Annotated in this window: 31 protein-coding genes; 24 read left to right on the top strand and 7 right to left on the bottom strand. The window is 36.6% G+C overall.

Features of this window, described 5'->3' with window-relative positions; translation table 11 throughout:
• The first annotated feature begins 1 nt into the window (after position 1).
• From BW946_RS15370 to BW946_RS15360, 3 genes are all read left to right on the top strand, one after another.
• Positions 2 to 289, top strand: coding sequence for a hypothetical protein (locus BW946_RS15370; RefSeq protein ID WP_076597005.1), 288 nt, complete (start codon positions 2 to 4; stop codon positions 287 to 289).
• A gap of 147 nt (positions 290 to 436) precedes the next feature.
• Entirely contained in the window at positions 437 to 910 is a 474-nt protein-coding gene (locus tag BW946_RS15365) for a low affinity iron permease family protein (RefSeq protein ID WP_083688898.1), read from the top strand.
• A 143-nt stretch (positions 911 to 1,053) separates the two neighbouring features.
• A complete protein-coding gene (locus BW946_RS15360) occupies positions 1,054 to 2,874 on the top strand; it encodes an acyltransferase family protein (protein ID WP_076597004.1) in 1,821 nt (606 codons plus the stop codon).
• 40 nt (positions 2,875 to 2,914) lie between these two features.
• Here BW946_RS15360 and BW946_RS15355 read toward each other — a convergent pair whose 3' ends face one another.
• The 7 genes from BW946_RS15355 to BW946_RS15325 form a co-directional block, all read right to left on the bottom strand.
• Positions 2,915 to 5,635: a hypothetical protein gene (locus tag BW946_RS15355; protein WP_076597003.1), complete on the bottom strand. Its 2,721-nt coding sequence runs from the start codon at positions 5,633 to 5,635 to the stop codon at positions 2,915 to 2,917.
• A gap of 76 nt (positions 5,636 to 5,711) precedes the next feature.
• A complete protein-coding gene (locus BW946_RS15350) occupies positions 5,712 to 6,689 on the bottom strand; it encodes a hypothetical protein (RefSeq protein WP_076597002.1) in 978 nt (325 codons plus the stop codon).
• 224 nt (positions 6,690 to 6,913) lie between these two features.
• On the bottom strand, positions 6,914 to 7,336 hold the full coding sequence (locus BW946_RS15345; protein WP_076597001.1) for a hypothetical protein: 423 nt from the start codon (positions 7,334 to 7,336) through the stop codon (positions 6,914 to 6,916).
• A gap of 192 nt (positions 7,337 to 7,528) precedes the next feature.
• The gene (locus BW946_RS15340; protein ID WP_083688895.1) at positions 7,529 to 8,341 is read right to left on the bottom strand and encodes a hypothetical protein; all 813 of its coding nucleotides are present in this window, start codon (positions 8,339 to 8,341) and stop codon (positions 7,529 to 7,531) included.
• Between the two features lie 4 nt (positions 8,342 to 8,345).
• Positions 8,346 to 9,077: an MIP/aquaporin family protein gene (locus tag BW946_RS15335; protein ID WP_076596999.1), complete on the bottom strand. Its 732-nt coding sequence runs from the start codon at positions 9,075 to 9,077 to the stop codon at positions 8,346 to 8,348.
• Between the two features lie 22 nt (positions 9,078 to 9,099).
• Positions 9,100 to 10,596, bottom strand: coding sequence for a glycerol kinase GlpK (gene glpK / locus BW946_RS15330; protein WP_076596998.1), 1,497 nt, complete (start codon positions 10,594 to 10,596; stop codon positions 9,100 to 9,102).
• A gap of 11 nt (positions 10,597 to 10,607) precedes the next feature.
• Entirely contained in the window at positions 10,608 to 12,206 is a 1,599-nt protein-coding gene (locus BW946_RS15325) for a glycerol-3-phosphate dehydrogenase/oxidase (RefSeq protein ID WP_076596997.1), read from the bottom strand.
• 116 nt (positions 12,207 to 12,322) lie between these two features.
• Here BW946_RS15325 and BW946_RS15320 point away from each other — a divergent pair, with 116 nt between their 5' ends.
• The 21 genes from BW946_RS15320 to rplO all read left to right on the top strand — a co-directional run bounded on the left by BW946_RS15320 (position 12,323) and on the right by rplO (position 22,380).
• Positions 12,323 to 13,087 carry a DeoR/GlpR family DNA-binding transcription regulator gene (locus tag BW946_RS15320; protein WP_076597031.1) on the top strand — a complete coding sequence of 255 codons (765 nt, stop codon included), beginning with the start codon at positions 12,323 to 12,325 and terminating at the stop codon, positions 13,085 to 13,087.
• A 248-nt stretch (positions 13,088 to 13,335) separates the two neighbouring features.
• Positions 13,336 to 13,962 (top strand): 50S ribosomal protein L3, encoded by a 627-nt coding sequence (rplC, locus tag BW946_RS15315; RefSeq protein ID WP_002983195.1) that lies wholly within the window; start codon positions 13,336 to 13,338, stop codon positions 13,960 to 13,962.
• A complete protein-coding gene (gene rplD, locus BW946_RS15310; RefSeq protein WP_034694672.1) occupies positions 13,953 to 14,582 on the top strand; it encodes a 50S ribosomal protein L4 in 630 nt (209 codons plus the stop codon). Before rplC ends, rplD begins: the two co-directional genes overlap by 10 nt.
• Positions 14,583 to 14,585: 3 nt before the next feature.
• Entirely contained in the window at positions 14,586 to 14,876 is a 291-nt protein-coding gene (rplW, locus tag BW946_RS15305) for a 50S ribosomal protein L23 (protein WP_002983204.1), read from the top strand.
• A gap of 22 nt (positions 14,877 to 14,898) precedes the next feature.
• A complete protein-coding gene (gene rplB, locus BW946_RS15300; RefSeq protein ID WP_027381305.1) occupies positions 14,899 to 15,720 on the top strand; it encodes a 50S ribosomal protein L2 in 822 nt (273 codons plus the stop codon).
• A gap of 2 nt (positions 15,721 to 15,722) precedes the next feature.
• Positions 15,723 to 16,001 (top strand): 30S ribosomal protein S19, encoded by a 279-nt coding sequence (rpsS, locus tag BW946_RS15295; RefSeq protein WP_002983209.1) that lies wholly within the window; start codon positions 15,723 to 15,725, stop codon positions 15,999 to 16,001.
• Between the two features lie 2 nt (positions 16,002 to 16,003).
• The gene (rplV, locus tag BW946_RS15290; RefSeq protein ID WP_002983214.1) at positions 16,004 to 16,402 is read left to right on the top strand and encodes a 50S ribosomal protein L22; all 399 of its coding nucleotides are present in this window, start codon (positions 16,004 to 16,006) and stop codon (positions 16,400 to 16,402) included.
• Positions 16,403 to 16,409: 7 nt separating this feature from the next.
• Positions 16,410 to 17,159 carry a 30S ribosomal protein S3 gene (gene rpsC, locus BW946_RS15285; protein WP_034694675.1) on the top strand — a complete coding sequence of 250 codons (750 nt, stop codon included), beginning with the start codon at positions 16,410 to 16,412 and terminating at the stop codon, positions 17,157 to 17,159.
• A gap of 97 nt (positions 17,160 to 17,256) precedes the next feature.
• On the top strand, positions 17,257 to 17,682 hold the full coding sequence (rplP, locus tag BW946_RS15280; protein ID WP_076596996.1) for a 50S ribosomal protein L16: 426 nt from the start codon (positions 17,257 to 17,259) through the stop codon (positions 17,680 to 17,682).
• A 12-nt stretch (positions 17,683 to 17,694) separates the two neighbouring features.
• Positions 17,695 to 17,880, top strand: a complete 186-nt coding sequence (rpmC, locus tag BW946_RS15275; protein ID WP_027381309.1) for a 50S ribosomal protein L29 — start codon at positions 17,695 to 17,697, stop codon at positions 17,878 to 17,880.
• A gap of 12 nt (positions 17,881 to 17,892) precedes the next feature.
• Positions 17,893 to 18,147 (top strand): 30S ribosomal protein S17, encoded by a 255-nt coding sequence (gene rpsQ / locus BW946_RS15270; protein WP_027371715.1) that lies wholly within the window; start codon positions 17,893 to 17,895, stop codon positions 18,145 to 18,147.
• 2 nt (positions 18,148 to 18,149) lie between these two features.
• Complete coding sequence (gene rplN / locus BW946_RS15265; protein ID WP_002983226.1) at positions 18,150 to 18,518, top strand: 50S ribosomal protein L14; 369 nt, start codon at positions 18,150 to 18,152, stop codon at positions 18,516 to 18,518.
• A 21-nt stretch (positions 18,519 to 18,539) separates the two neighbouring features.
• Positions 18,540 to 18,866, top strand: coding sequence for a 50S ribosomal protein L24 (rplX, locus tag BW946_RS15260; RefSeq protein WP_047427597.1), 327 nt, complete (start codon positions 18,540 to 18,542; stop codon positions 18,864 to 18,866).
• A gap of 11 nt (positions 18,867 to 18,877) precedes the next feature.
• Positions 18,878 to 19,429: a 50S ribosomal protein L5 gene (rplE, locus tag BW946_RS15255; RefSeq protein ID WP_034694682.1), complete on the top strand. Its 552-nt coding sequence runs from the start codon at positions 18,878 to 18,880 to the stop codon at positions 19,427 to 19,429.
• A 3-nt stretch (positions 19,430 to 19,432) separates the two neighbouring features.
• Positions 19,433 to 19,702, top strand: coding sequence for a 30S ribosomal protein S14 (rpsN, locus tag BW946_RS15250; RefSeq protein WP_002983233.1), 270 nt, complete (start codon positions 19,433 to 19,435; stop codon positions 19,700 to 19,702).
• Between the two features lie 147 nt (positions 19,703 to 19,849).
• Complete coding sequence (rpsH, locus tag BW946_RS15245) at positions 19,850 to 20,248, top strand: 30S ribosomal protein S8 (RefSeq protein ID WP_002983236.1); 399 nt, start codon at positions 19,850 to 19,852, stop codon at positions 20,246 to 20,248.
• Between the two features lie 17 nt (positions 20,249 to 20,265).
• On the top strand, positions 20,266 to 20,811 hold the full coding sequence (gene rplF / locus BW946_RS15240) for a 50S ribosomal protein L6 (protein ID WP_076596995.1): 546 nt from the start codon (positions 20,266 to 20,268) through the stop codon (positions 20,809 to 20,811).
• Between the two features lie 15 nt (positions 20,812 to 20,826).
• Positions 20,827 to 21,180: a 50S ribosomal protein L18 gene (gene rplR / locus BW946_RS15235; protein ID WP_002983242.1), complete on the top strand. Its 354-nt coding sequence runs from the start codon at positions 20,827 to 20,829 to the stop codon at positions 21,178 to 21,180.
• A gap of 19 nt (positions 21,181 to 21,199) precedes the next feature.
• Complete coding sequence (gene rpsE / locus BW946_RS15230; protein ID WP_002983245.1) at positions 21,200 to 21,721, top strand: 30S ribosomal protein S5; 522 nt, start codon at positions 21,200 to 21,202, stop codon at positions 21,719 to 21,721.
• Between the two features lie 11 nt (positions 21,722 to 21,732).
• Complete coding sequence (gene rpmD / locus BW946_RS15225; RefSeq protein ID WP_029297759.1) at positions 21,733 to 21,909, top strand: 50S ribosomal protein L30; 177 nt, start codon at positions 21,733 to 21,735, stop codon at positions 21,907 to 21,909.
• Positions 21,910 to 21,930: 21 nt separating this feature from the next.
• Positions 21,931 to 22,380 carry a 50S ribosomal protein L15 gene (gene rplO / locus BW946_RS15220; protein ID WP_034694692.1) on the top strand — a complete coding sequence of 150 codons (450 nt, stop codon included), beginning with the start codon at positions 21,931 to 21,933 and terminating at the stop codon, positions 22,378 to 22,380.
• The last annotated feature ends 8 nt before the right edge of the window (positions 22,381 to 22,388 follow it).

Here is a 22,388-nt window from a genome sequence, read left to right as displayed (position 1 = left end):
CATGAAAATTACCAGAAAAATATTCTCAGTATTATTTGCCGGAGCTGCTCTGGCCTCCTGTTCCGAAGAACATTTGTCTGAAGAAGAACTGAAAACAGCCAGGGAAAATATTGAAAAACATTATACAAATCCCATAAGCATATACTCTTGGGGTAATATTTCTCCCTGGAAAGATCATTGGAATAATACATTGTATCCAAAAACTTTTTCACCTGCTCAAATCGGAAAAAGTATCATAGCAGAAGAAAAACAAAACCTGGAATATCGTTTCCCGGAAAAAATCAAATAATATAATTTCAATCATTCATATCAATTTTAATTAAAAAACATTAAGACAGACTTCTGTTTTAATGTTTTTTTTGTCAGTATTTATTATCCCTGATTCCTGTTAATTTTATACATTTAATCAATCTATAAAACAACGATGATGGGAAAAATGAACCATAGCTTTTTTGAGAAATTTTCAAACTGGGCTGTAAAATTTACAGGAAGCCCATATGCCTTCATGGGAGCTTTTCTTATCGTAGTACTATGGGCGGTAACCGGACCTTTTTTTGATTATTCCGAAACTTGGCAGCTGGTAATCAATACCGGAACTACAATCATTACTTTTTTGATGGTATTCCTGATTCAGAAAGCTCAGAACAAAGACTCCAAAGCCATACAGATTAAACTCAATGAACTTATTGCGGCTCACGAAAAAGCAAGCAATCGTATTGTGGATATTGAAGACCTTACAGAAGCAGAACTGGATCAGCTCCATATTTACTATGAAAGGCTGGGAGAGCTTGCCAAAAAAGATGCAGATATTCATACTTCCCATTCTATTGATGCCGCACAGCGAAATCAGGATTACAAATATGATTTCTTTAAAAGAAAACATGAAGAATGGCTCAAATACCGAAGTTAATACATAAAATAAACTGAATTTTTGTTTATGAAATATTTCAAATCATGTAATGATTAAAATAAGTAATAATTTACATTTAAATCAATTTTTTGACAGAAAAAATTCGAATAGTAAAATGTTGATATAAATATTTATATTTGCGGATGCATTTTAGGAGTGATATTCAGGGTCTGAGGGCAGTGGCCTTTTTACTTGTTTTTATATTTCATTTAAATTCAGGATGGCTGCCGGGAGGTTTTCTTGGGGTTGACGTTTTTTTTGTCATTTCAGGCTACCTTATGACTTCTATTATTCTTCATCAAAAAGAAAAAAAAACATTTAGTTTTATTGATTTTTATTCAAAAAGATTAAAGAGAATAGTGCCGGTTTATTTTTTTGTTTTGCTCTGTATCAGCCTTGTCGGGAGCTATATTTACATGTCTGTTGATATTAATACCCTGAAACAGTCGATCTTAAAATCAGCAATATTTATTTCGAATAATCATTTTTCTGCGGGTAATTCATATTTTGGTGCCAAGATGGTCGAAAACCCATTGCTGCACACGTGGTCCTTATCTGTAGAAATGCAGTTTTACTTTTTCCTTCCCTTGCTGCTTATTTTTATCAATAAAAAGTATCTTCCTGCGGTTATTTTGGGTTTAATCATTTTCTTATCATTATACACCACTTACAAACTCATTTTCTGGAATAGTAAAGGCCATACCTATTTCTCTCTTTCGGCTAGAATTCCGGAGTTTTTGGTAGGTTCGTTTTTTAGTATCAGCCTTGGAAATTTAGATTTAATAAAAAGGAAAAAACAAAATATTATCGCTGTATTTTGTGTTGTTGTATTATCGGTTTGCTCATTTGTGATTAACGAAAACAGTAATTTTCCGGGTATATTAGCATTGGTTCCGTGTATTGCGGCTGCGGGATTATTAAGCTTAAAGAATAATATGGTTAGCGATTTTTTAGGACAAAGAATTCCCGTTTATATTGGCGAATTATCTTATTCTTTATACTTATGGCATTGGCCGGTGATGGCATTTATCAGGTATAAATTCGATACTTATGATTTTTCTGTCACACAAATTTTTATTGTCTGCGTGGCCACTTTTATCTTATCTTATCTGTCATACACTTTTATTGAAACAAAATTACGGGTTGCAAAGTCTAAATTATTTTATAAAATCTTTCTTCCGGCAACGGCTGTTCTTCTATTGTATACTTATTTTCTGCCGGTTATCACTAAAGTAAATGCAATTCCGGAATATTATTCCAAAGCATTTTTTGGGATAAAATCTCATTATGATGGGCAGGTAGAAAAGTTTGGTGATATTTCTAAAAATGACAGCATTCTTTTAATTGGTGACAGCCATGCCCTGATGCTAAAGCCTTTTCTGAATTATCTTGGTAAGAAGCATCATTTTTCGTATAATACTATTACGTGCGACGGATATCCTGCCGTAGAAGGAATTAATGAATCAGAAATTCCTGAAAAAGATCTGTTTTTTTACGAAAATTCGAGAAAGCTTGCCAATGCAACAACGGAAAATATTAAGAAAAATAAAGTTATTATTATCAATAGTATAGGTTATACAAGGGTTCCGTCTTTAAAAAGTTCTTTAGAAAAAATGGTTGCTAATTTGAATGGCGATCAGAAAATAATTTTTATCAAGAGTTTTCCTAAGCTGGATCACAGTCCTTTGAGAATTAATAATAGTTTTATCAGGAAAAATAAATTTGAATATGACATTTTATATAATAAGAGTGACAATCTGTTTTTAAATGATCTCTCTAAGAAATATAAAAATGTATATGTATATGATGTTTCTAAAAGCAGAATATTCGAGACCGCCCCTTATATTAATGATACCGTTTTTTACTATGATAAGGAGCACATCAATACCTTGGGATCTATAAAATTGGCGAAAGATCTTGATCAAAGTTTTATGAATTTTTTCAATCCACAAATAAAAAAATAAAGAATCAATATGATCCTTTATTTTTTTATTTGTGACAAAATTATCTCATAAAATAATTAAAATAACTACAGCTTCCCATTAAGTTCTTTGTTGTCTCGGTATCGGAATACTGAGCTTTCAGCTGAGCAAAATAGGTTCTGTACTTCTGGTTTTTTAGATTGTCCATTTCCTTTTGTTGGGCATCTTCTTTTTCAGACCATTTCGGATCAGAATAATCAAAATCTTTTGGTGCTTTTGCTTCATACTGATAATATTTACCCTGTTCAGCACTTGCCATCTGGAATAAGATTCTTGCTTTTTCCTCTTTATTATTGGAAAGCTTAAGTGCTTTTTGATAATAATTGATTGACAGGTCAAAATTATCTGGTTCAATATAAGAAGTATCAAGGAAGTTTTTATAATAATATTTGTAAGGATTCTTTCTGTCCGTATTCCAGAAATCATATTTGCCTCCGTTGCTGTTGTCGATATCCATAACAAACAACTGACGGTAATACCCTAAAATAGAAGTATTGTATAATAAGTTTCCGATAAGCTGATTGGCTTTTGCTGCCTTTTCACCTGTGTCGTTTCCAATCTTTTTCAGTTGAATCAATGCATCTGCCAGCTCAAGTTTATCCATACTTGTTTTGATGAAAGGGAAATCTGTATAATTTTCTGCTTTCATACTTTCGGTATCGGGGCTTCCAAAACTTTCCCACACATTATGTCCGAAGACAAGATTGGAGATATTTTTAAATCCGTTGTATTCTGCAGGAGCATATTGTTTTGGAGTGATGGTCTGGCCATTCTTTTCTGTCCATTCATAATTCTGTCTTGGAATGCCAGCAAAGCTTTTTGCTTTTTCATAATAAGCTTTTGCTTTTTCAAAATCGGCAAGTCTCATCGCTCTGTCTCCATAAATGGTACTGAAGAAGGCATCAATATTACCTACACTGTCCATGTTTTTCGCGATGATCTGCTGCTCAAACTGGGTTTTATTTGGCTTTCTGTAAAACTCTTCCACGCTTTTTACCAGACTGGAATTCGGGTTGTACTGCAGGTCCGAAAGCTTATTATTCATCAGGAATGATTTTCCGTCTTCACCCTGAAGGAAGTAACGGTTCGCAATAACATCCTTAAGGAAATCCGCTGTAGAAGGTACTTCACCATAATAATCGAATTGAGCTGCAGCTGTTGAATCTTTTTCTACCTTTTTCTCTACGAAGTATTCCGCATAGTCTTTCATCAGATGATCTTCATACTCCGCATCAATTTTCGGCTGGGAAACAATATCATTCAGAACTTTCATTCTTTTGATTTCTTCCAGGTATTCCGGATTGGTCGTTTTAATGTCATTCAGAATTTCAGAACTTTGTTTATAATCTTTCTTTAAAAACTTAAGATAAGCATCTGCAATCTGCCAGTATTCGTCTTTAGACTTTTCTTTTGTTTTATCTGTGAACTTTTCAAGGCTGTCCAGGAAGTCCTGCGTTTTTTCGTCGTAATAATAACCTGTTCTGGTGTAGAAAGGGATTCTGTCCGGGTTGCTGAACAGCTCGTCATCACTCTGGTCAGCTTTAGCATTATCGCCAGTTTTGTCAGATTTCGAACCTCCGAAAAGATTTTTAAAGAATCTTACAATTTTCTGCCAGAAAGAAAGTTTTTCTTCCTTTCCTTCAGTTTTTGTTTGATCTGTAGATTTATCTTTTGCGGAATTATCCGTTGAATTTTCTTTAGTAGCTGCTTTTTGAGCATCGGAAGTATAGTAATAGGTAGGCAGATAACTTCTTTCAAGTTCGTTGATACTTCTGGCGGCCATTACCTTCAGAATTTCGGAATCAGGATCAATTTCATACATCTTTTCCATCATCGGAACAGGATTGTTGAATTCCTCGTATCCTAAGAGGAAATAAGCCATATTTTTTTCTTCATTCGTATTGGCTCTTTTCAGAATATTGCTGAAAGATGCGGTGTCTGAAAGTTTCATCGAGACAAAAGCAGATTCCTTACGGTCTTTGCTGTTCATAAATACCTGAAAGAAGTTCCAGTTGGCATCACTGTTCATTTCCAGTCCTCTTTGTGCTCCTGCCAGCTGGTCCAGAGACATGAAGTAAACTGTTCCTTTTAGTTTGATGGGAGCAACATAGGTCTTGAAAGCCTGCACGGCAGAATCGTAATTTCTTGTATAATGATTCAGGCGTACCAGCTGATATCCGTAACGCTGTTTGATTTCAGGATTTCTCGCCGCATTGTATAACGAGGTTAAAGCAGCGATCGTTTTATTGTAATCAAGAGCTGTAGCATTTTTTCTGCTCGTATCTCTGTCGTAATAGAATGAGTTTTCACTTTCTATATAATTGATGCTCATAAAAGGCTCAAGATACTTGGCCTCAATCAGATAATCAATTCCTTCCTTATATTTCTGGTAAAAGCCGGTGCCCAGTTTTTGTAAAAGAGGGTTGGAAGGATTTCCGTTCTTTAAAGCATTCAGGTCGTTCATGCTTATTTTATACACCAGATTCTGGGTTTCAGAATAGCTCAGCTGATTGTTGAAGAACTTTTTCCATGTTTCCACATTGTCATCAGGAATCAGTGCTGAGTTATATCCTCCATAAAACCTGCTTGAGTAATTATGCAGAAAAGGAAGATAAGTCTTGTCCTTGATAATGGTTTGCGTAAAAAGGTTGAAGTAATCATAATCAGGATCTGACCACGCGCAGGCATCAGATTGTGTATAGAAAAGTGATACAACCGCAAGTGAAAGAATATACTTTTTCATAGGGTGTGCAGTGTTTTTTTAGTTTTAATATTGTATGATGTAGTGTTCTGGCAAGTGTGCCTCTATCTCTTAGAGATTAAAATTTCCGGTCTGACACAAATTTACTATCTAATTGATAATAAATAATATTAAAATGTGGGATTTTTTTCTGTAAAAACTCAATAACGTCATTAACTTGTTCTTCGGATATTTCCTCTGCCTTTATTTTGAAACCTTTATTCAAATAACTTCCGAAGTAGAATCCGTCTTTCAAAACTTCAACTTCGTGATCTGAAATCTTTTTAAAATCGGAGTTTTCCAGATCTTTTTTGGATAATGCATTAATCAGTTTATGTTTACCCAAATGATTGGTAACAATTCCCCACGAATAAATCGGAAGTGCCACTTCAATATTTTTGACAGGATAATCTTCTATTTTCGAAAGATAACTTTTCAGAATATTGACATCCAGAATAGAATTCTTATCAGAGTTTTCAAGAGGTGACGAAGTAGAGTAGCACATCAGGTATACTTTCCCGACGGGAGGAATTCCAGTCTGCTTTTTGTCTTTCACCTGATGAAGACGAAGGGTACAGGTAATTTCTTTTCCGGAAATTCTTTTGAGTTCTTTCAGAAATTTAAAATAATCATTTCGTGTTCCGGCGGTCCAGTCGCAGTCGATCTGAATTTCATTATTGGTTTTCAGGTGATATTCTTCTGCTTTCTTTTGAATTAAAAGGTGAATGCTTTCTGCCAGAAATCGGATCTCTTCTGCAGAGATATCCAACAAGGTCTGATTAGTAATAAAAACCGTAGGAACGATATTCTTGCCTGTCTGAAAACTCTGGTCTTTGGTAATCACTGCTACCGGCTGAAATTTTCCGTTCACTTTATCTACATCAAAGAATCTGGTGTACAAATAAGGAACTGTTGCTTTATCCAATGCTTTCTTTTCTGCATTATCAAGCTTCAGTTTGGTTTTCCAGTAATAAAAAGTGTAAGGATGATTCTCTTTCCTGTTGCATGACGCAATAAGGAACAAAAGAAATAGAAATAAAATTTTTAAATTTTTCATCGGTGAAAATGACTTTTCAAAATTAAAGATATTTTGGCAGAATATATACCGTAAAATCCCGGTGATTGGAGAATGAGACTCGACTATATGAAGATGAACTGTAACAAATGTATAAAGTTTTTGCAGACGGAAAATTATCATAGTATCCTTTTGCAATTTCAGGATGATATCTCACAACAAAAAAACCACCCCGGATGGAATGGCTTTCTTTGTATATTATTGTACTACTTTAAAAATTCGCTTTCGCATGTACAGGTTTCTTTATTGATGCTCTCAGTGGATGAGCAGCAGCCTTCAAGATTCTTAACGTTTCCTTTTTCATCGGTAAGGTAGATTTTATCTTTATCAAATTTCACGAAAAATGTTTCCTCATATTTTTTAAAGACCACTTTCATTACCTTATTCGGAGCATATTTTCCGGCATTGATTTCCTCCGTTGTTTCTTCTCCGCTCGCCTGATTCACCTGGACGTATCCAAAATGCACATCACCATTGTTTTTTAGATCCAGATAATAATGAGGAGTACCAGTACCGCTATATCCTTTCATAATATCAAAAGCTCTGTATCCAATAAATGGAACTTCTGTCTGCTGTGCCCATGTAAAAATACTGATGCACAGAATTATTACACTGAAAAACTTTTTCATAGATATTTTTTTCAAAAGTAAAGATTTTTAAGGAAAACATTCACTGTAAAAACACGGTTGTTGTAAATTATCAAATAGAAGGCCTGGATAATGGAGTTGCAAAACGGTTTACTTTCTTTGGCTGGAAGGTGTTTCATCAAAATAAAACCACTCCTTAAAGAAGTGGCTTTTTATCATTGAGTTCAAATCAGATTAAAAAACGGTGGCTGCAAGCTGAATCCTTGCAAACTTATTGGATGGATTCCACATGGCCATCATGGATACCGGAAGACTGTAATGATCCGTAATCTTAACAGTTTTTCCGGCTTTTACGCCTACATTTACGATGTCAAAGCTGTTTTGGCCATTGCCGTATAAAAACGTTTTGTCATTGAGAGCAAATCCGGCTCCTACAAATGCATCCAGATTTACTTTCTGTCCCTTAATAACAGGATAGCTTGCCTGCACATAGGTAGAATATCTGTTCTTTTTGTAGCTTCCGTCAGCTTCAAGAATAACTTCTCCTGCATTGGCTCCTCCGTACAGCATGATATCAGCTTCAATATTGATCGGAAATGACGGCCCGAAAGTATAGTTGGTTCTTAAATCAATAATATGAGCAGTTCTTCTCTGTGAATAACTGAAAATATCATCTGCAGCTACTGCAGTATTGATGTTCCTGGAGTTATAAAGATCCCATAACCCAATATAAAAACGACCGTCAGAATATTGAATATAATAATTGATCTCTTTATAATGGGTGTTGTCTTTATCATCCGCCAGTGCAGATGCTCCCCAGATTCCTACCTTCCATTTTTTCTCTTCATCCAGAGCATACGACAGATTTCCCATTACAACAGGTTTATCAGTAATAATAAGACCTCTCCATAAGTGATTGTTCTGAATGTTGGCCGTAAAATCAAGTCTTCCTTCTTTCGTTTCCTTGGGTTCAGCATTTTCCTGTGAAAGTAGCTTTCCTGTTCCTAAAACAAGAAAGAAGATCCCTTTTAAGATTTTTCTCATCATGTGTTTATTTTAAAAATCCATATAGTACTGCTGCGATAATAGCTCCTGTAATCGGACCTACTACCGGAATCCATGCGTAGCTCCAGTCACTGCTTCCTTTTACAGGCAAAATGGTATGCATGATTCTTGGCGCAAGATCTCTTGCCGGGTTAATGGCATATCCGGTAGTTCCTCCAAGAGATAAGCCTATTGCCCAGACTACAAATGTAACGGGGATTGCTCCAATAGAACCTAATCCTACTTTAGCCGTTGGATCTGCCTGTAAAGTAATGCTTGGATTGGCAAAATAGAAGACACAGAATACCAGTACAAATGTTCCGATAATCTCACTGATAAGATTGGACGATGTTTTTCTGATTGCCGGGCCTGTACTGAAACATGCCAGTTTTGCGCCTTCATCTTCCGTGATGGCAAAATGATCTTTATGAAACAGCCATACTAAAAATGCACCCAGCATTCCGCCGATCATTTGGGCTGCAATATAAGAGGGAACCAGATCCCACGAAAACTTTCCTGCAGTTGCAAGACCAATGGTTACAGCCGGATTCAGATGGGCTCCACTTATTGGCCCTGCAACGGTTACCCCCACAAACACGGCCAGTGCCCATGCGGTAGTGATAACAATCCATCCGGAATTATTTCCTTTCGTATCTTTTAAGACAACATTGGCTACAACACCGTTGCCTAATAGTATAAGAAGCATCGTTCCGATAACTTCTGCAATAAATGGGGTCATATAAGTTTTTTTAATGAGTGAGTTAATCTTCTATCCAGCTTTGAGCGCTTTTTACAGCTTTCTTCCAGAAGTGGGTCATTTTATCCACTTGTTCTCTGTTTAATTGAGGATGAAAATCTTTGTCTACAATCCATTGTTCCTGGATTTCGTCAATGCTTTTCCAGTATCCTACAGCTAGTCCGGCAAGATAAGCTGCTCCTAATGCTGTTGTTTCAAGTGTTTTAGGTCTTGTGGTTTTGAAACCGAACAGGTCAGACTGTATCTGCATCAGAAGATCGCTGGCAGAAGCACCGCCGTCTACTCTTAATTCAAGACTTGCTCTTCCTGAATCTGCTTCCATCGCTTTTACAATTTCATAAACCTGAAATGCAATTCCTTCCAGGGTGGCTCTTGCAATATGTGCATCAGTTGTTCCTCGGGTGATTCCTACAATTGTTCCACGGGCGTACTGATCCCAGTAAGGAGCGCCAAGACCTGTCAGCGCAGGTACAAAGTAAACGCCACCATTATCTGGTACAGAAGCAGCCAATCTATTTACTTCATCAGAAGAACGAATTAGCTTAAGGCCGTCTCTCAGCCATTGAATAGCAGCGCCTCCTACGAATACACTTCCTTCAAGAGCATAATTTACTTCTCCATTGATTTTCCAGGCTACGGTTGTTAGAAGATTGTTTTTAGAAGAAACGGCTTCCGTTCCTGTATTCATTAATAAGAAACATCCTGTTCCGTAAGTGTTTTTTACCATTCCGGGAGTGGTACACATCTGTCCGAATAAGGCAGCCTGCTGGTCACCGGCAATACCTGCAATTGGAATTTTGGTAGAGAATAGAGTTGTAGCAGTCTCTCCGTATATTTCGCTGCTTTGCTTTACTTTGGGGAGAATGTTTTTAGGGATGTTGAATAATTCTAATAAATCATTATCCCATTCTAAGGTATGAATATTAAGAAGCATTGTTCTGCTGGCATTGGAAACATCTGTAATAAACATTTTTCCACGGGTAAGTTTCCAGACAAGCCATGTGTCAACAGTTCCGAAACATAGTTTTCCTTCTTCAGCTTTTTGTCTTGCTCCCTCTACATTGTCCAGGATCCATTTTAACTTGGTTGCTGAAAAGTAAGCATCCAGAACAAGTCCTGTTTTTTCTTTGATTGTTTCTGCATGCCCCTGTTCTTTCAGTTCGTCACAATACTTTGAAGTTCTGCGGTCCTGCCATACAATAGCATTGTAGACAGGTTCACCGGTTTCTTTATCCCAGACGATGGTAGTTTCACGTTGGTTGGTAATTCCGATAGCGGCAACTTCCAGTCCGGAGATACCTGCTTTTGCAATAACTTCTGCGGCTACGGATATCTGTGAAGACCAGATTTCGTTGGGGTCGTGTTCTACCCAACCCGGAGTAGGAAATATCTGTCTGAAATCTTTCTGAGATACATACTTAATTTCTCCACTATGGTTGAAGAGAATCGCTCTGGAGGAAGTTGTTCCCTGATCTAGAGCGAGGATAAGCTTTTCATTCATGTATTATAGTGCTAATTTAGGTTGATAACTTTAGGGGAATAAGGTGTTAATAAATACCCTTTTGCCAGTTCAATAAATTCATTTTCCTGCTGCTGAGACCATTCTTCAGAATAACCTTTCTCTTCAGCAATGATTCTTGCTACATTATGAGCGCTGTCTATAGCAGCTCTTGCATCGAGGAACAGTAAGCGTACTCTTCTTGCCAGAATATCTTCAATGGTTTCTGCCATTTCTGCTCTTACAGCCCATACCACTTCTGCCACCGTGAAAGGGTGATCCGGGTGGATCTTTTGAGCATAACGCGGGTTACTTTCCTGTAATTTTCTGATGGCTGGAATATCAGAGCCGTACACGTACAGATGATTGGTTCTGTCTACCTGTTCGGGTTTTACATTTCCATGGATAGAAAGATGTTCTGTTTTTGATGGGGTATTTCCCAATCTGTGAACTTTAATAGCTTCGTCTACGGTGTCTTCTGCCATTTTACGGTAGGTAGTCCATTTTCCTCCGATGATAGAAACTAATCCTGTCTCTGAAGTAATGACTTTGTGGCTTCGGGAAACCTCTTTTGTGCTTTTGCTTCCGTCTTTAGGAGCTGCAAGCGGACGAAGACCTGCGAAAACAGATTTTACATCTTCACGCGTGGGCTTTTTTGCTAAATATTGTCTTGCTGTGTTTAAAACAAAGCTGATTTCTTCTTCCAGTGCACGGGGTTCAAAGCTTTCATCCTTTAAAAGAGTATCTGTGGTTCCTACTAAAGCCCTGTCATGCCACGGAACAACAAATAAAACCCTGCCGTCAGATGTTTTCGGGATCATGATAGCATCATCACTTTTCAGGAAGGATTTATCCAGCACAAGGTGAATTCCCTGGCTTGGTACTACAAGTTTACCATGCTTAGGGTTGTTCATATTAAGAATGTCATTCGTAAATACACCGGTTGCGTTGATGACTACTTTGCCGTGTATCTGATATTGCTGCTTAGAAAACTGGTCTTCTGCAACTACACCTATTACTTTATCGGAAGCATCTTTCAAAAGGTTAGTTACTTTTACATAGTTAACAGCACTTCCCCCTTTTTCAATAATAGTTTGGGTAAGGTTGATTGCAAGTCGGGCATCGTCAAACTGTCCGTCCTGGTAAACAACACCACTCATTAAGTGATTTTGTTCAATAGTGGGAAGCTTTTCAACTGTTTTCGCTTTGCTGATGTATTTCGTTTTACCCAGGCTCAGTTTTCCGGCAAGAAAGTCATAAACAGATAATCCTATTTTATAGTAAATTCCTCCCCACCATGTATAGTTTGGAATGATGAAAGACTGATTTTTTACGATATGAGCTGCGTTCTTTGCTAGTAATCCTCTTTCCTTCAATGCTTCTTTTACCAATCCGACATCTCCCTGAGCGAGATATCTAACTCCGCCGTGTACCAGTTTGGTACTTCTGCTGGATGTTGCTTTTGCAAAGTCATGAGATTCTAGCAATAATGTTTTGAATCCTCTGCTTACTGCATCTAATGCTGAACCTAAACCACTGGCTCCTCCTCCTATGACTATAAAGTCCCATTCTTTTACTTGGGTTAATTTATTGAGTTCTTCGTTTCGTTTCATAAATGTTTCGTTTATGTTTCGTTTTCAAATATATAAATTAAAAATGAAAGCAAAAAGAAAATAAATGAAATTTTAGCATGTCGGAAAAAATCGATAATTTTGATGAAACGAATAAAATGGAAAAGCTATTACCAAGGCAGGATGAAATACTTAAAGAGCTTAATGAGAAAGGATATGTGCTTGTTCAGGATCTATGTGAAAAGCTCAATGTTTCTTCGGTTACGATCCGAAAGGATCTGAACTATCTCGAAAGTCTGGGGCTTCTTTTCAGGAATCATGGAGGAGCGAGTAAGCAGGTAAGATATGCTTATGAAAAAAATGTTGGGGAGAAAGAGAGTATCAATGTAGAAGCAAAGCAGGTTATAGCAAAAGCAGCGCTGTCATTGATTCAGGAAAATGACTGCATTATACTGGCATCCGGAACAACCATGCATTATCTTGCCAGGATGCTGGTGAATTTTGGACCGCTTACGGTATTGACCTCTTCTTTACGGGTTGCTATTGAACTTTGCAATAATCCCAACATTAATATTATACAGCTGGGAGGTGAAGTGCGAAAAAGCTCTACTTCTATAGTGGGTTCTATTTCAGAAGGAATTCTAAAACAATTTTCATGTAATAAACTTTTTCTGGGAGTAGATGGAATTGATCCTGAGTTCGGAATCAGTACTTCTAATGCTGCGGAAGCTCATTTGAATCAGATTATGATGGAGTGTGCTGATCAGACGGTGATTCTTGCGGATTCTTCAAAATTGAATAAGAAAGGATTCGGAAAGATAGCGGCATTGGATCAGGTGGATTATCTTATAACAGATAGTGGTATTTGTGCTGAGGATAGAGCTGGGCTGGAAGAAGTGGGGGTGAAGGTGATCACGCAGTAAGGTCTTCATCTTAATTTCTTTTTAAAAATCAAAATAAATTGTTGGGAATTTTGTTCTGAATTTTTTCAAAATCATCTAATTGATTAAAAATCAAAATATTTTAGTCGAAATATTTGTCAGTTACAAAATTATTCATAAATTTGCACACTCATTTTAGGGGCGTAGTATGCCTATATCAAAAGTAGAAATTGCTTCAGACCTCCGAAAAATGGGAAAAATAAAGGATAAATTTTATTATAATATAAACAATGTCAGGTATTATTGGTAAAAAAATCGGTATGACATCTTTGTTTAACGAAGAAGGGAAAAACATTCCTTGTACAGTTATTCAAGCTGGTCCATGCTCGGTTTTACAGGTCAGAACCTTAGAAAAAGACGGTTATAAAGCTGTTCAGTTAGGTTTCGATGACAAGAGTGAGAAGAACGTTGGTAAAGCGTTAGCTGGCCATTTTAAAAAGGCTGGTTCTGCTCCTAAAGCTAAATTAGTTGAATTCTACAGAGAATTCGTTGATGAAGTAAAAGTAGGAGAAGAAGTAAAAGTTGATTTATTCGCTGAAGGTGAATATGTTGACGTAACAGGAACTTCAAAAGGTAAAGGCTTCCAGGGTGTTGTTAAAAGACACGGATTTGGAGGTGTAATGCAGGCAACTCATGGTCAGCACAACAGACTTAGAGCTCCAGGTTCTATCGGTGCTGGTTCAGACCCTTCAAGAGTATTCAAAGGGATGAGAATGGCTGGAAGAATGGGAGGTAAGCAGGTAACTGTTCAAAACCTTCAAGTGTTAAAAGTTGATCAAGAACAAAATCTTTTAGTAGTAAAAGGTGCTGTTCCGGGAGCTAAAAATTCTTATGTAATTATCAGAAAATGGAACTAGTAGTATTAAATACATCAGGAAAAGAGACCGGAAGAAAAGTAACTCTAGACGAAACAGTATTCGGAATTGAGCCAAATCAGCACGCGGTTTACTTAGAAGTTAAACAGTATCTTGCTGCTCAAAGACAAGGTACTCATAAAGCAAAAGAAAGAAGCGAAATTACGGCTTCTACTAAAAAGCTTAAGAAGCAAAAAGGATCAGGATCTGCTAGATACGGTGATATCAAATCTCCGGTATTCAGAGGTGGAGGTAGAGTATTCGGACCAAAACCAAGAGACTACAGATTCAAATTGAACAAAGCTCTTAAGAGATTAGCTAAGAAATCTGTTTTATCTCAGAAAATGAGAGACAACAGCATTAAAGTTTTAGAAGATGTGAGCTTTGATGCTCCTAAGACTAAAGATTTCATCAATGTATTGAATGCATTGGAACTTAACGGTAAAAAATCTTTATTCGTTCTTCCTGAAGCTAACAAGAATGTATATTTATCTTCAAGAAACTTGCCTAAAACTAAAGTAATGAACTTCAACGAGATCAGTTCTTACGATTTAGTAAACGCTGGTGAGATTATTTTCTTTGAAGGTGCAGTTGAAAAATTCCAGGAAAATTTAAAGAAATAAATCATGTCAGTTATTATTAAACCAGTTATTTCAGAAAAGGCTAATTACCTTACAGATTTAAGAGGTTCTTATTCTTTCTTAGTGAATCCTAAGGCGAATAAAATCGAGATCAAAAAAGCTGTTGAAGCGGCTTACGGTGTAAAAGTAGCAGACGTTAACACAATGATTTATGCTCCGAAGGTTTCTTCAAAATACACTAAAAAAGGTCTTCAAGTAGGAAAGACAAATAAATTGAAAAAAGCGGTAATCAAACTTGCTGAAGGTGAGGTTATCGATATTTTTGCTGTAAATTAATTATTAATTATAAATAATAGTAATGTCTGTTAGAAAATTAAAACCTATCACCCCGGGACAGAGATTCAGAATTGTAAACAATTTTGAGGAAATTACTACCAACAAACCAGAGAAATCTCTAACAGTTGGTATTAAAAAGTCAGGTGGACGTAACCAAACAGGTAAAATGACCATGCGTTACACCGGAGGTGGACACAAAAAGAAATACAGAATTATTGACTTCAAAAGAAACAAAGCAAACGTTGAAGCCACTGTAAAATCTGTAGAATACGATCCAAACAGAACTGCATTTATCGCTTTATTAGAGTACGCAGACGGAGAGAAGAGATATATCATCGCTCCAAACGGTATCAAAGTTGATCAGAAAGTAGTATCAGGAGAAAGCGTTGAACCAAACGTAGGTAACGCAATGAAATTGAAAAATATTCCATTGGGTACTGTAATCTCTTGTGTTGAAATGAAGCCTGGACAAGGTGCAATTTTAGCAAGAAGTGCTGGTTCTTCAGCTCAATTAACTTCCAGAGATGGGAAATATGCAATCATCAAGTTGCCTTCAGGAGAATCAAGAATGATCCTTACTGAATGTATGGCAATGATTGGTTCTGTTTCCAACTCAGATCACCAATTAACTGTATCAGGTAAGGCTGGTAGAAGCAGATGGTTAGGTAGAAGACCAAGAACAAGAGCGGTTGTAATGAACCCGGTAGATCACCCAATGGGTGGTGGTGAAGGACGTTCTTCAGGAGGTCACCCAAGATCTAGAAACGGTAAACCGGCTAAAGGTTACAAAACTAGAAAGAAAAACAAAGTGTCTAACCGTTACATCGTATCTAAAAGAAAATAATTATGGCAAGATCACTTAAAAAAGGACCGTTCATTCATCATACTTTAGATAAGAAGGTTCAGGCAAATATAGAGTCTGGTAAGAAGACAGTTATCAAAACTTGGTCTAGAGCATCTATGATCTCTCCGGACTTCGTAGGACAAACTATTGCTGTACACAATGGGAAATCTTTTATCCCTGTTTACGTTACAGAAAACATGGTTGGTCACAAGTTAGGCGAATTTTCTCCAACAAGATCTTTCAGAGGTCATGGTGGTAACAAAAACAAAGGAAGCAGATAATCATGGGATCAAGAAAACAAGATAGTTCAATCGCAAGAAAAGAAGCTAACAAAGACGTTGTAAAAGCTTCATTAAATAATTGCCCGTCTTCTCCAAGAAAAATGAGATTAGTTGCTGATATCATTAGAGGAGAGCAGGTAGACAAAGCACTTTATATCCTAAAATATTCTAAGAAGGATGCTTCTAACAAGTTAGAGAAATTACTTCTTTCTGCTATGGCTAACTGGCAAGTAAAAAACGAAGGTGCTGACATTGAGGAAGCAAACCTTATCGTTAAAGAAATATTTGTGGATAGTGCAAGACAATTGAAGAGACTAAGACCAGCTCCACAAGGTAGAGGGTATAGAATCAGAAAAAGATCTAACCACGTTACATTAATCTTAGGTAACAAAGAAAATTAATCAAGGTATGGGACAGAAGACAAATCCAATTGGTAACAGATTAGGTATCATCAGAGGATGGGATTCTAACTGGTTTGGTGGAAACGATTATGGAGACAGAATCGCTGAAGACTACAAAATCAGAAGATACCTTGAAGCTAGATTATCTAAAGGTGGTATTTCAAAAATTTATATTGAAAGAACTTTAAAATTAGTTACAGTAACTATTACTACTGCTAGACCGGGACTTATCATCGGGAAAGGAGGTCAGGAAGTTGATAAATTGAAAGAAGAGTTGAAGAAATTGACTGGTAAGGATATTCAAATCAACATTTTCGAAATCAAAAGACCTGAATTAGACGCTGTATTAGTTGCTGATAGTATTTCTAAGCAAATTGAAAACAGAATTTCTTACAGAAGAGCTGTTAAAATGGCAATGGCAAGTACTATGAGAATGGGTGCTGAAGGTATCAAAGTTCAAATCTCCGGTAGATTAAACGGAGCTGAGATGGCAAGATCAGAATCTTTCAAAGAAGGAAGAATTCCATTGTCAACTTTCAGAGCTGATATCGATTATCACTGGGCAGAAGCTCACACTACTTACGGTAGACTAGGGGTAAAAGTTTGGATCATGAAAGGTGAAGTTTACGGTAAAAGAGAACTTTCTCCACTAGTGGGACAACAGAAAAAAGGAGGTCAGTCAGACAGAGGAAACAGAGGAGGAGACAGAGACAACAGAAGACCTAGAAAAAACAACAACAATAACAATAATAATTAAAATTTTAGATTAGAAATTTTGAATTTTAAATTACCGTTACTTTTTTAAAATAAAAAAAATCTAAAATCTAAAATCTAAAATCTAAAATTTAGAAATTATGTTACAACCAAAAAGAACCAAATTCCGTAGAGTTCATAAGATGAAGATGAAGGGGAATGCCCAAAGAGGTAGTCAACTTGCATACGGAACTTTTGGGATCAAAGCAACGGAAGGAGCTTGGATCACTGCAAGACAGATTGAAGCAGCTCGTATCGCTGCGACAAGATATATGAAGAGAGAAGGTCAACTATGGATCAAAATCTTCCCGGATAAGCCAATTACTAAGAAACCAGCGGAAGTACGTATGGGTAAAGGTAAAGGTGCTGTTGAATACTGGGTAGCTGTAGTAAAACCAGGTAAAATTATGTTCGAAGTTGGAGGTGTGCCTTACGATATCGCTAAGGAAGCTTTAAGACTTGCTGCACAAAAATTACCAGTAGTTACTAAATTCATCGTTGCTAACGATTTTGTTAAACCTCTTTAATCTTTGAATACAATGAAAAAAGCTGATATTAAAAATTTAAGCGCGGGTGATATTCAAGCTCAATTAACTGAAGCAAAAGCTCAATATTCTAAATTGAAATTGGCTCATGCAATCAGCCCAATTGAAAACCCGATTCAAATCAGAGATTTGAGAAAAACAATCGCTAGACTAAATACTGAGTTAACTAACAAACAATAATTTCATTTTACAATGGATAGAAATTTAAGAAAAGAAAGAATCGGAGTGGTTTCCAGCAATAAAATGGAAAAAACTATTGTTGTTAGCGAAACTACAAGAGTAAAGCACCCGATGTACGGTAAATTCGTTTTGAAAACGAAAAAATATACTGCACACGACGAGAACAACGAATGCACAGAAGGTGATACAGTTTTGATCCAGGAAACTAGACCTTTGAGCAAGAGCAAGAGATGGAGATTAGTAAGAATCATTGAAAAAGCTAAGTAATAATGTTACAAACAGAATCAAGATTAAAAGTTGCTGATAACACAGGTGCTAAAGAAGTACTAGTGATCAGAGTTCTGGGAGGAACCAGAAGAAGATATGCTTCAGTTGGTGATAAAATCGTTGTTACGATCAAGGATTCTACGCCATCTGGAAACGCTAAAAAAGGTCAGGTATCTAAAGCTGTAGTAGTAAGAACTAAAAAAGCTGTAAGAAGAAAAGATGGTTCATACATCAAATTCGACGACAATGCTTGTGTATTACTAAACGCAGCGGGAGAAATGAGAGGAACGCGTGTTTTCGGACCAGTTGCTCGTGAGTTGAGAGACAAAGAATATATGAAAATCATTTCATTAGCTCCTGAAGTACTTTAATTTTAAAAATTTTTAAAAGAAATGTCAAAGTTAAAAATAAAAAGAGGAGATAACGTCATCATTACTACTGGTAAGAAAGATATCAAAGGTAAGACTGGTGAAGTTATTGAAGTGATCAAGAAAGAAGGTAGAGACCCAAGAGTAATCGTTGCAGGACTTAACATCGTTAAAAAACACGTTAAGCCTTCAGCTTCTAATCCTCAGGGAGGAATTACTGAAAAGGAAGCTTCTATTCATATCTCAAACGTAGCTTTAGTTGGTAAAGACGGAAAAGCTATCAAAATCGGTTACAAAATCGAAGGAGATAAGAAAGTAAGAATTAACAAAAAAACGGGTGAAACTTTATAATTTGAATTAACATGGAATATATAGCAAGACCCAAAAAAGCATATAAAGAGACAATTGTTCCTGCAATGATGGAAGAATTCGGGTATAAGTCAGTAATGCAAGTACCTAAATTAGAGAAAATCGTTGTATCACAAGGTTTAGGTGATGCTACTGCAGACAAAAAAATCATTGATTATGCTGTAGAAGAGCTTACAAATATCACAGGTCAAAAAGCCGTTGGTACAATCTCTAAGAAAGACGAAGCTGCTTTCAAATTGAGAAAAGGTATGCCTGTAGGTGCAAAAGTTACTTTAAGAGGAAATCAGATGTATGAATTCTTAGACAGACTTACTGCTTCTGCTTTACCACGTATCAGAGATTTCTCTGGTATCAAAGCTGATGGTTTCGATGGTAGAGGTAACTACAACTTAGGTATTACTGAGCAGATTATCTTCCCTGAAATCGTAATTGACAAAGTGAAAAAAATCCAGGGGATGGACATCACTTTCGTTACTACTGCGAAAACAGATAAAGAAGCTAAAGCATTATTAACTCACTTCGGTTTACCATTTAAAAAGAACTAAGAAATGGCTAAAGAATCAATGAAAGCGCGTGAGCGCAAAAGAGAAGCACTGGTTGCTAAATACGCTGCTAAAAGACAAGCTCTTAAAGAAGCTGGTGATTACGAAGGACTTCAAAAATTGCCTAAAAATGCTTCTCCTGTAAGATTACACAACAGATGTAAACTAACAGGTAGACCAAGAGGATACATGAGAACGTTCGGTATTTCCAGAGTAACTTTCAGAGAAATGGCAAACAACGGTCTTATCCCAGGGGTAAGAAAAGCTAGTTGGTAATAATTACTAATTAAAAATCGGGACAATTAAGTTGTCAGGATACTAAAGAATAAAAATATCAGACCGAAGATTTCTGAAGTCTGATATTTTAATCTTCAAGTCTTTTCAATACTGATTGTTCTTTAACCAATAATTTATAAAAGAAAAATGGTAACAGATCCAATTTCAGATTTCCTAACAAGAGTAAGGAACGCACAAAGCGCAGGCCACAAAGTGGTGGAAATTCCTGCATCGAAAATCAAAAAGGAGATTACTAAGATCTTATTTGATCAAGGGTATATCTTAAACTACAAGTTTGAAGATAACGCTGTTCAGGGAGTGATCAAAATCGCTTTAAAGTACGATAAGCAAACTAACAAACCGGCTATCAAGTCTATCCAAAGAGCTTCTAGACCAGGTTTGAGACAGTACAAAGGTTCAGCTGAGCTTCCAAGAGTACTAAACGGTTTGGGTATTTCTATCATCTCTACTTCTAAAGGAGTAATGACTGACAAGAAAGCTAGAGAAGAGAAAGTAGGCGGTGAAGTAATCTGCTATGTTTATTAATTTTTAATCACAGGAAAATGTCAAGAATTGGTAAAGCAATTATAACAATTCCAGCAGGAGTTACAATCACTGAAAACAACGGTGTAGTAACTGTAAAAGGAGCTAAAGGAGAACTTTCTCAGGAGCTTACAGCAGGAATTACTTTAGAACAAAAAGATGGTGAACTTAACGTAAACAGACCATCTGATTCTAAACAACACAAAGCGCTTCACGGTTTATACAGAGCGTTGATCGCTAACATGATCGTTGGTGTATCAGAAGGTTTCGAAAAGAAACTAGAACTAGTAGGGGTAGGATACAGAGCTTCTCACTCAGGTCAAAAACTTGAGTTAGCTTTAGGATTCTCTCACGGTATTGTATTGGAACTTCCAAGTGAAGTAAAAGTTGATACATTGACTGAAAAAGGTAAAAACCCAATTATTACTTTAGCGTCTCACGACAAGCAACTTCTAGGAATGGTTACTGCAAAGATCCGTTCTTTCAGAAAGCCTGAGCCATACAAAGGAAAAGGTGTAAGATTCGTAGGAGAAATTGTTAGACGTAAAGCTGGTAAATCTGCTTAATAAATTATAAGTATTATGGCATTAAGTAAATTAGAAAAAAGAATAAGAATCAAAAGAAGAGTAAGAGGGAAAATCTCTGGATCTTCTGAATTGCCAAGATTATCTGTATATAAAAGTAATAAGGAAATTTACGCTCAGTTAATCGACGATAAAAATGGTAAAACTTTAGTATCTGCCTCTTCTAGAGAAAAAGGTGTAGACGCTAAAGGTACTAAGACTGAAGTTTCTGCTGCTGTTGGTAAAGCTATCGCTGCTAAAGCTATCGCTGCAGGAATTGAAAGTATTGTATTTGACAGAAACGGATTCGTTTACCATGGTAGAGTGAAAGCTCTTGCTGATGGAGCGAGAGAAGGTGGACTTAAATTCTAATCATTAAATTTCGGAAAATATGTTAGGACTAGATAATATAGAAAGAGTAAAACCGGGAGGATTAGAATTAAAAGATCGTCTCGTAGCTGTTAACAGAGTAACAAAAGTAACAAAAGGAGGTAGAGCTTTCGGATTTTCTGCTATTGTTGTAGTAGGAAACGAAGAAGGTGTTATCGGTTTCGGTTTAGGAAAATCTAAAGAGGTAGCTTCTGCAATTGCTAAAGCAGTTGAAGACGCTAAGAAAAACCTTGTTAAAGTTCCTGTAATGAACCATACTATCCCTCACCAAACTACTGCTAGATACGGTGGTGCAGATATCTTCTTAAGACCTGCTTCTCACGGTACAGGATTGATCGCCGGAGGTGCGGTAAGAGCGGTATTGGAATCTGCTGGTATTCACGATATCCTTTCAAAATCTAAAGGATCTTCTAACCCTCACAACGTGGTGAAAGCTACTTTCAAAGCGTTATTAGATATCAGAAGACCTGAAGAAATCGCTAGAATGAGAGGAATTTCTCTAAGTAAAGTGTTTAACGGTTAATAATTAAAGCAATGGCAACAATTAAAGTAAAGCAAGTAAGAAGCGCTATTGGTAGAACAAAAACCCAAAAGAGAACGCTTGAAGCATTAGGATTAAAAAAACTTCACCAAGTTGTAGAGCACGAAGCTACTCCTTCAATCTTAGGAATGATCGCTGCAGTAAGCCACTTACTTGAAGTTCAAAAATAATTTTATAAAAGAGAAATTAAAATGAATTTAAATAACATACAACCTGCTGCAGGATCTACTTTCAACTCAAAGAGAATTGGTAGAGGTCAGGGTAGCGGAAAAGGAGGTACTTCAACAAAAGGACACAAAGGTCAGAAAGCTAGAGCTGGTTATTCTCAAAAAATCGGTTTCGAAGGTGGACAGATGCCTTTACAAAGAAGATTACCTAAATTCGGATTCAAAAACGTAAACAGAAAAGAGTTTAGAGGAGTTAACCTTGATACTATTCAAACTTTAATCGAGAACAAATCCATCACTGGAGATATCACGAAAGAAGTTTTAGTAGCAAACGGGATAGTTTCTAAAAACGAATTAGTGAAAATTATGGGTAGAGGAGAATTGAAATCTGCGGTTTCAATCTCTGCTGACAAATTCACTAAATCTGCTGAAGAGCTTATTGCTAAAGCAGGTGGAAAAGCAATTACCTTATAATACTTACT

This window comes from Chryseobacterium sp. RU33C (genome assembly GCF_900156015.1).
Taxonomy (GTDB): domain Bacteria; phylum Bacteroidota; class Bacteroidia; order Flavobacteriales; family Weeksellaceae; genus Chryseobacterium; species Chryseobacterium candidae.
The sequence above is the reverse complement of the archived record's forward strand: the minus strand, read 5'-3'. Positions and strand labels throughout refer to the sequence as shown.

What these genes read in the sequence shown, in the direction of transcription:
- BW946_RS15370 (WP_076597005.1), top strand. Translation starts at nt 2, where the DNA reads ATGAAAATTACCAGAAAAATATTCTCAGTATTATTTGCCGGAGCTGCT.
- BW946_RS15365 (WP_083688898.1), top strand. Translation starts at nt 437, where the DNA reads ATGAACCATAGCTTTTTTGAGAAATTTTCAAACTGGGCTGTAAAATTT.
- BW946_RS15360 (WP_076597004.1), top strand. Translation starts at nt 1,054, where the DNA reads ATGCATTTTAGGAGTGATATTCAGGGTCTGAGGGCAGTGGCCTTTTTA.
- BW946_RS15355 (WP_076597003.1), bottom strand. Translation starts at nt 5,635, where the DNA reads ATGAAAAAGTATATTCTTTCACTTGCGGTTGTATCACTTTTCTATACA.
- BW946_RS15350 (WP_076597002.1), bottom strand. Translation starts at nt 6,689, where the DNA reads ATGAAAAATTTAAAAATTTTATTTCTATTTCTTTTGTTCCTTATTGCG.
- BW946_RS15345 (WP_076597001.1), bottom strand. Translation starts at nt 7,336, where the DNA reads ATGAAAAAGTTTTTCAGTGTAATAATTCTGTGCATCAGTATTTTTACA.
- BW946_RS15340 (WP_083688895.1), bottom strand. Translation starts at nt 8,341, where the DNA reads ATGATGAGAAAAATCTTAAAAGGGATCTTCTTTCTTGTTTTAGGAACA.
- BW946_RS15335 (WP_076596999.1), bottom strand. Translation starts at nt 9,077, where the DNA reads ATGACCCCATTTATTGCAGAAGTTATCGGAACGATGCTTCTTATACTA.
- glpK (WP_076596998.1), bottom strand. Translation starts at nt 10,596, where the DNA reads ATGAATGAAAAGCTTATCCTCGCTCTAGATCAGGGAACAACTTCCTCC.
- BW946_RS15325 (WP_076596997.1), bottom strand. Translation starts at nt 12,206, where the DNA reads ATGAAACGAAACGAAGAACTCAATAAATTAACCCAAGTAAAAGAATGG.
- BW946_RS15320 (WP_076597031.1), top strand. Translation starts at nt 12,323, where the DNA reads ATGGAAAAGCTATTACCAAGGCAGGATGAAATACTTAAAGAGCTTAAT.
- rplC (WP_002983195.1), top strand. Translation starts at nt 13,336, where the DNA reads ATGTCAGGTATTATTGGTAAAAAAATCGGTATGACATCTTTGTTTAAC.
- rplD (WP_034694672.1), top strand. Translation starts at nt 13,953, where the DNA reads ATGGAACTAGTAGTATTAAATACATCAGGAAAAGAGACCGGAAGAAAA.
- rplW (WP_002983204.1), top strand. Translation starts at nt 14,586, where the DNA reads ATGTCAGTTATTATTAAACCAGTTATTTCAGAAAAGGCTAATTACCTT.
- rplB (WP_027381305.1), top strand. Translation starts at nt 14,899, where the DNA reads ATGTCTGTTAGAAAATTAAAACCTATCACCCCGGGACAGAGATTCAGA.
- rpsS (WP_002983209.1), top strand. Translation starts at nt 15,723, where the DNA reads ATGGCAAGATCACTTAAAAAAGGACCGTTCATTCATCATACTTTAGAT.
- rplV (WP_002983214.1), top strand. Translation starts at nt 16,004, where the DNA reads ATGGGATCAAGAAAACAAGATAGTTCAATCGCAAGAAAAGAAGCTAAC.
- rpsC (WP_034694675.1), top strand. Translation starts at nt 16,410, where the DNA reads ATGGGACAGAAGACAAATCCAATTGGTAACAGATTAGGTATCATCAGA.
- rplP (WP_076596996.1), top strand. Translation starts at nt 17,257, where the DNA reads ATGTTACAACCAAAAAGAACCAAATTCCGTAGAGTTCATAAGATGAAG.
- rpmC (WP_027381309.1), top strand. Translation starts at nt 17,695, where the DNA reads ATGAAAAAAGCTGATATTAAAAATTTAAGCGCGGGTGATATTCAAGCT.
- rpsQ (WP_027371715.1), top strand. Translation starts at nt 17,893, where the DNA reads ATGGATAGAAATTTAAGAAAAGAAAGAATCGGAGTGGTTTCCAGCAAT.
- rplN (WP_002983226.1), top strand. Translation starts at nt 18,150, where the DNA reads ATGTTACAAACAGAATCAAGATTAAAAGTTGCTGATAACACAGGTGCT.
- rplX (WP_047427597.1), top strand. Translation starts at nt 18,540, where the DNA reads ATGTCAAAGTTAAAAATAAAAAGAGGAGATAACGTCATCATTACTACT.
- rplE (WP_034694682.1), top strand. Translation starts at nt 18,878, where the DNA reads ATGGAATATATAGCAAGACCCAAAAAAGCATATAAAGAGACAATTGTT.
- rpsN (WP_002983233.1), top strand. Translation starts at nt 19,433, where the DNA reads ATGGCTAAAGAATCAATGAAAGCGCGTGAGCGCAAAAGAGAAGCACTG.
- rpsH (WP_002983236.1), top strand. Translation starts at nt 19,850, where the DNA reads ATGGTAACAGATCCAATTTCAGATTTCCTAACAAGAGTAAGGAACGCA.
- rplF (WP_076596995.1), top strand. Translation starts at nt 20,266, where the DNA reads ATGTCAAGAATTGGTAAAGCAATTATAACAATTCCAGCAGGAGTTACA.
- rplR (WP_002983242.1), top strand. Translation starts at nt 20,827, where the DNA reads ATGGCATTAAGTAAATTAGAAAAAAGAATAAGAATCAAAAGAAGAGTA.
- rpsE (WP_002983245.1), top strand. Translation starts at nt 21,200, where the DNA reads ATGTTAGGACTAGATAATATAGAAAGAGTAAAACCGGGAGGATTAGAA.
- rpmD (WP_029297759.1), top strand. Translation starts at nt 21,733, where the DNA reads ATGGCAACAATTAAAGTAAAGCAAGTAAGAAGCGCTATTGGTAGAACA.
- rplO (WP_034694692.1), top strand. Translation starts at nt 21,931, where the DNA reads ATGAATTTAAATAACATACAACCTGCTGCAGGATCTACTTTCAACTCA.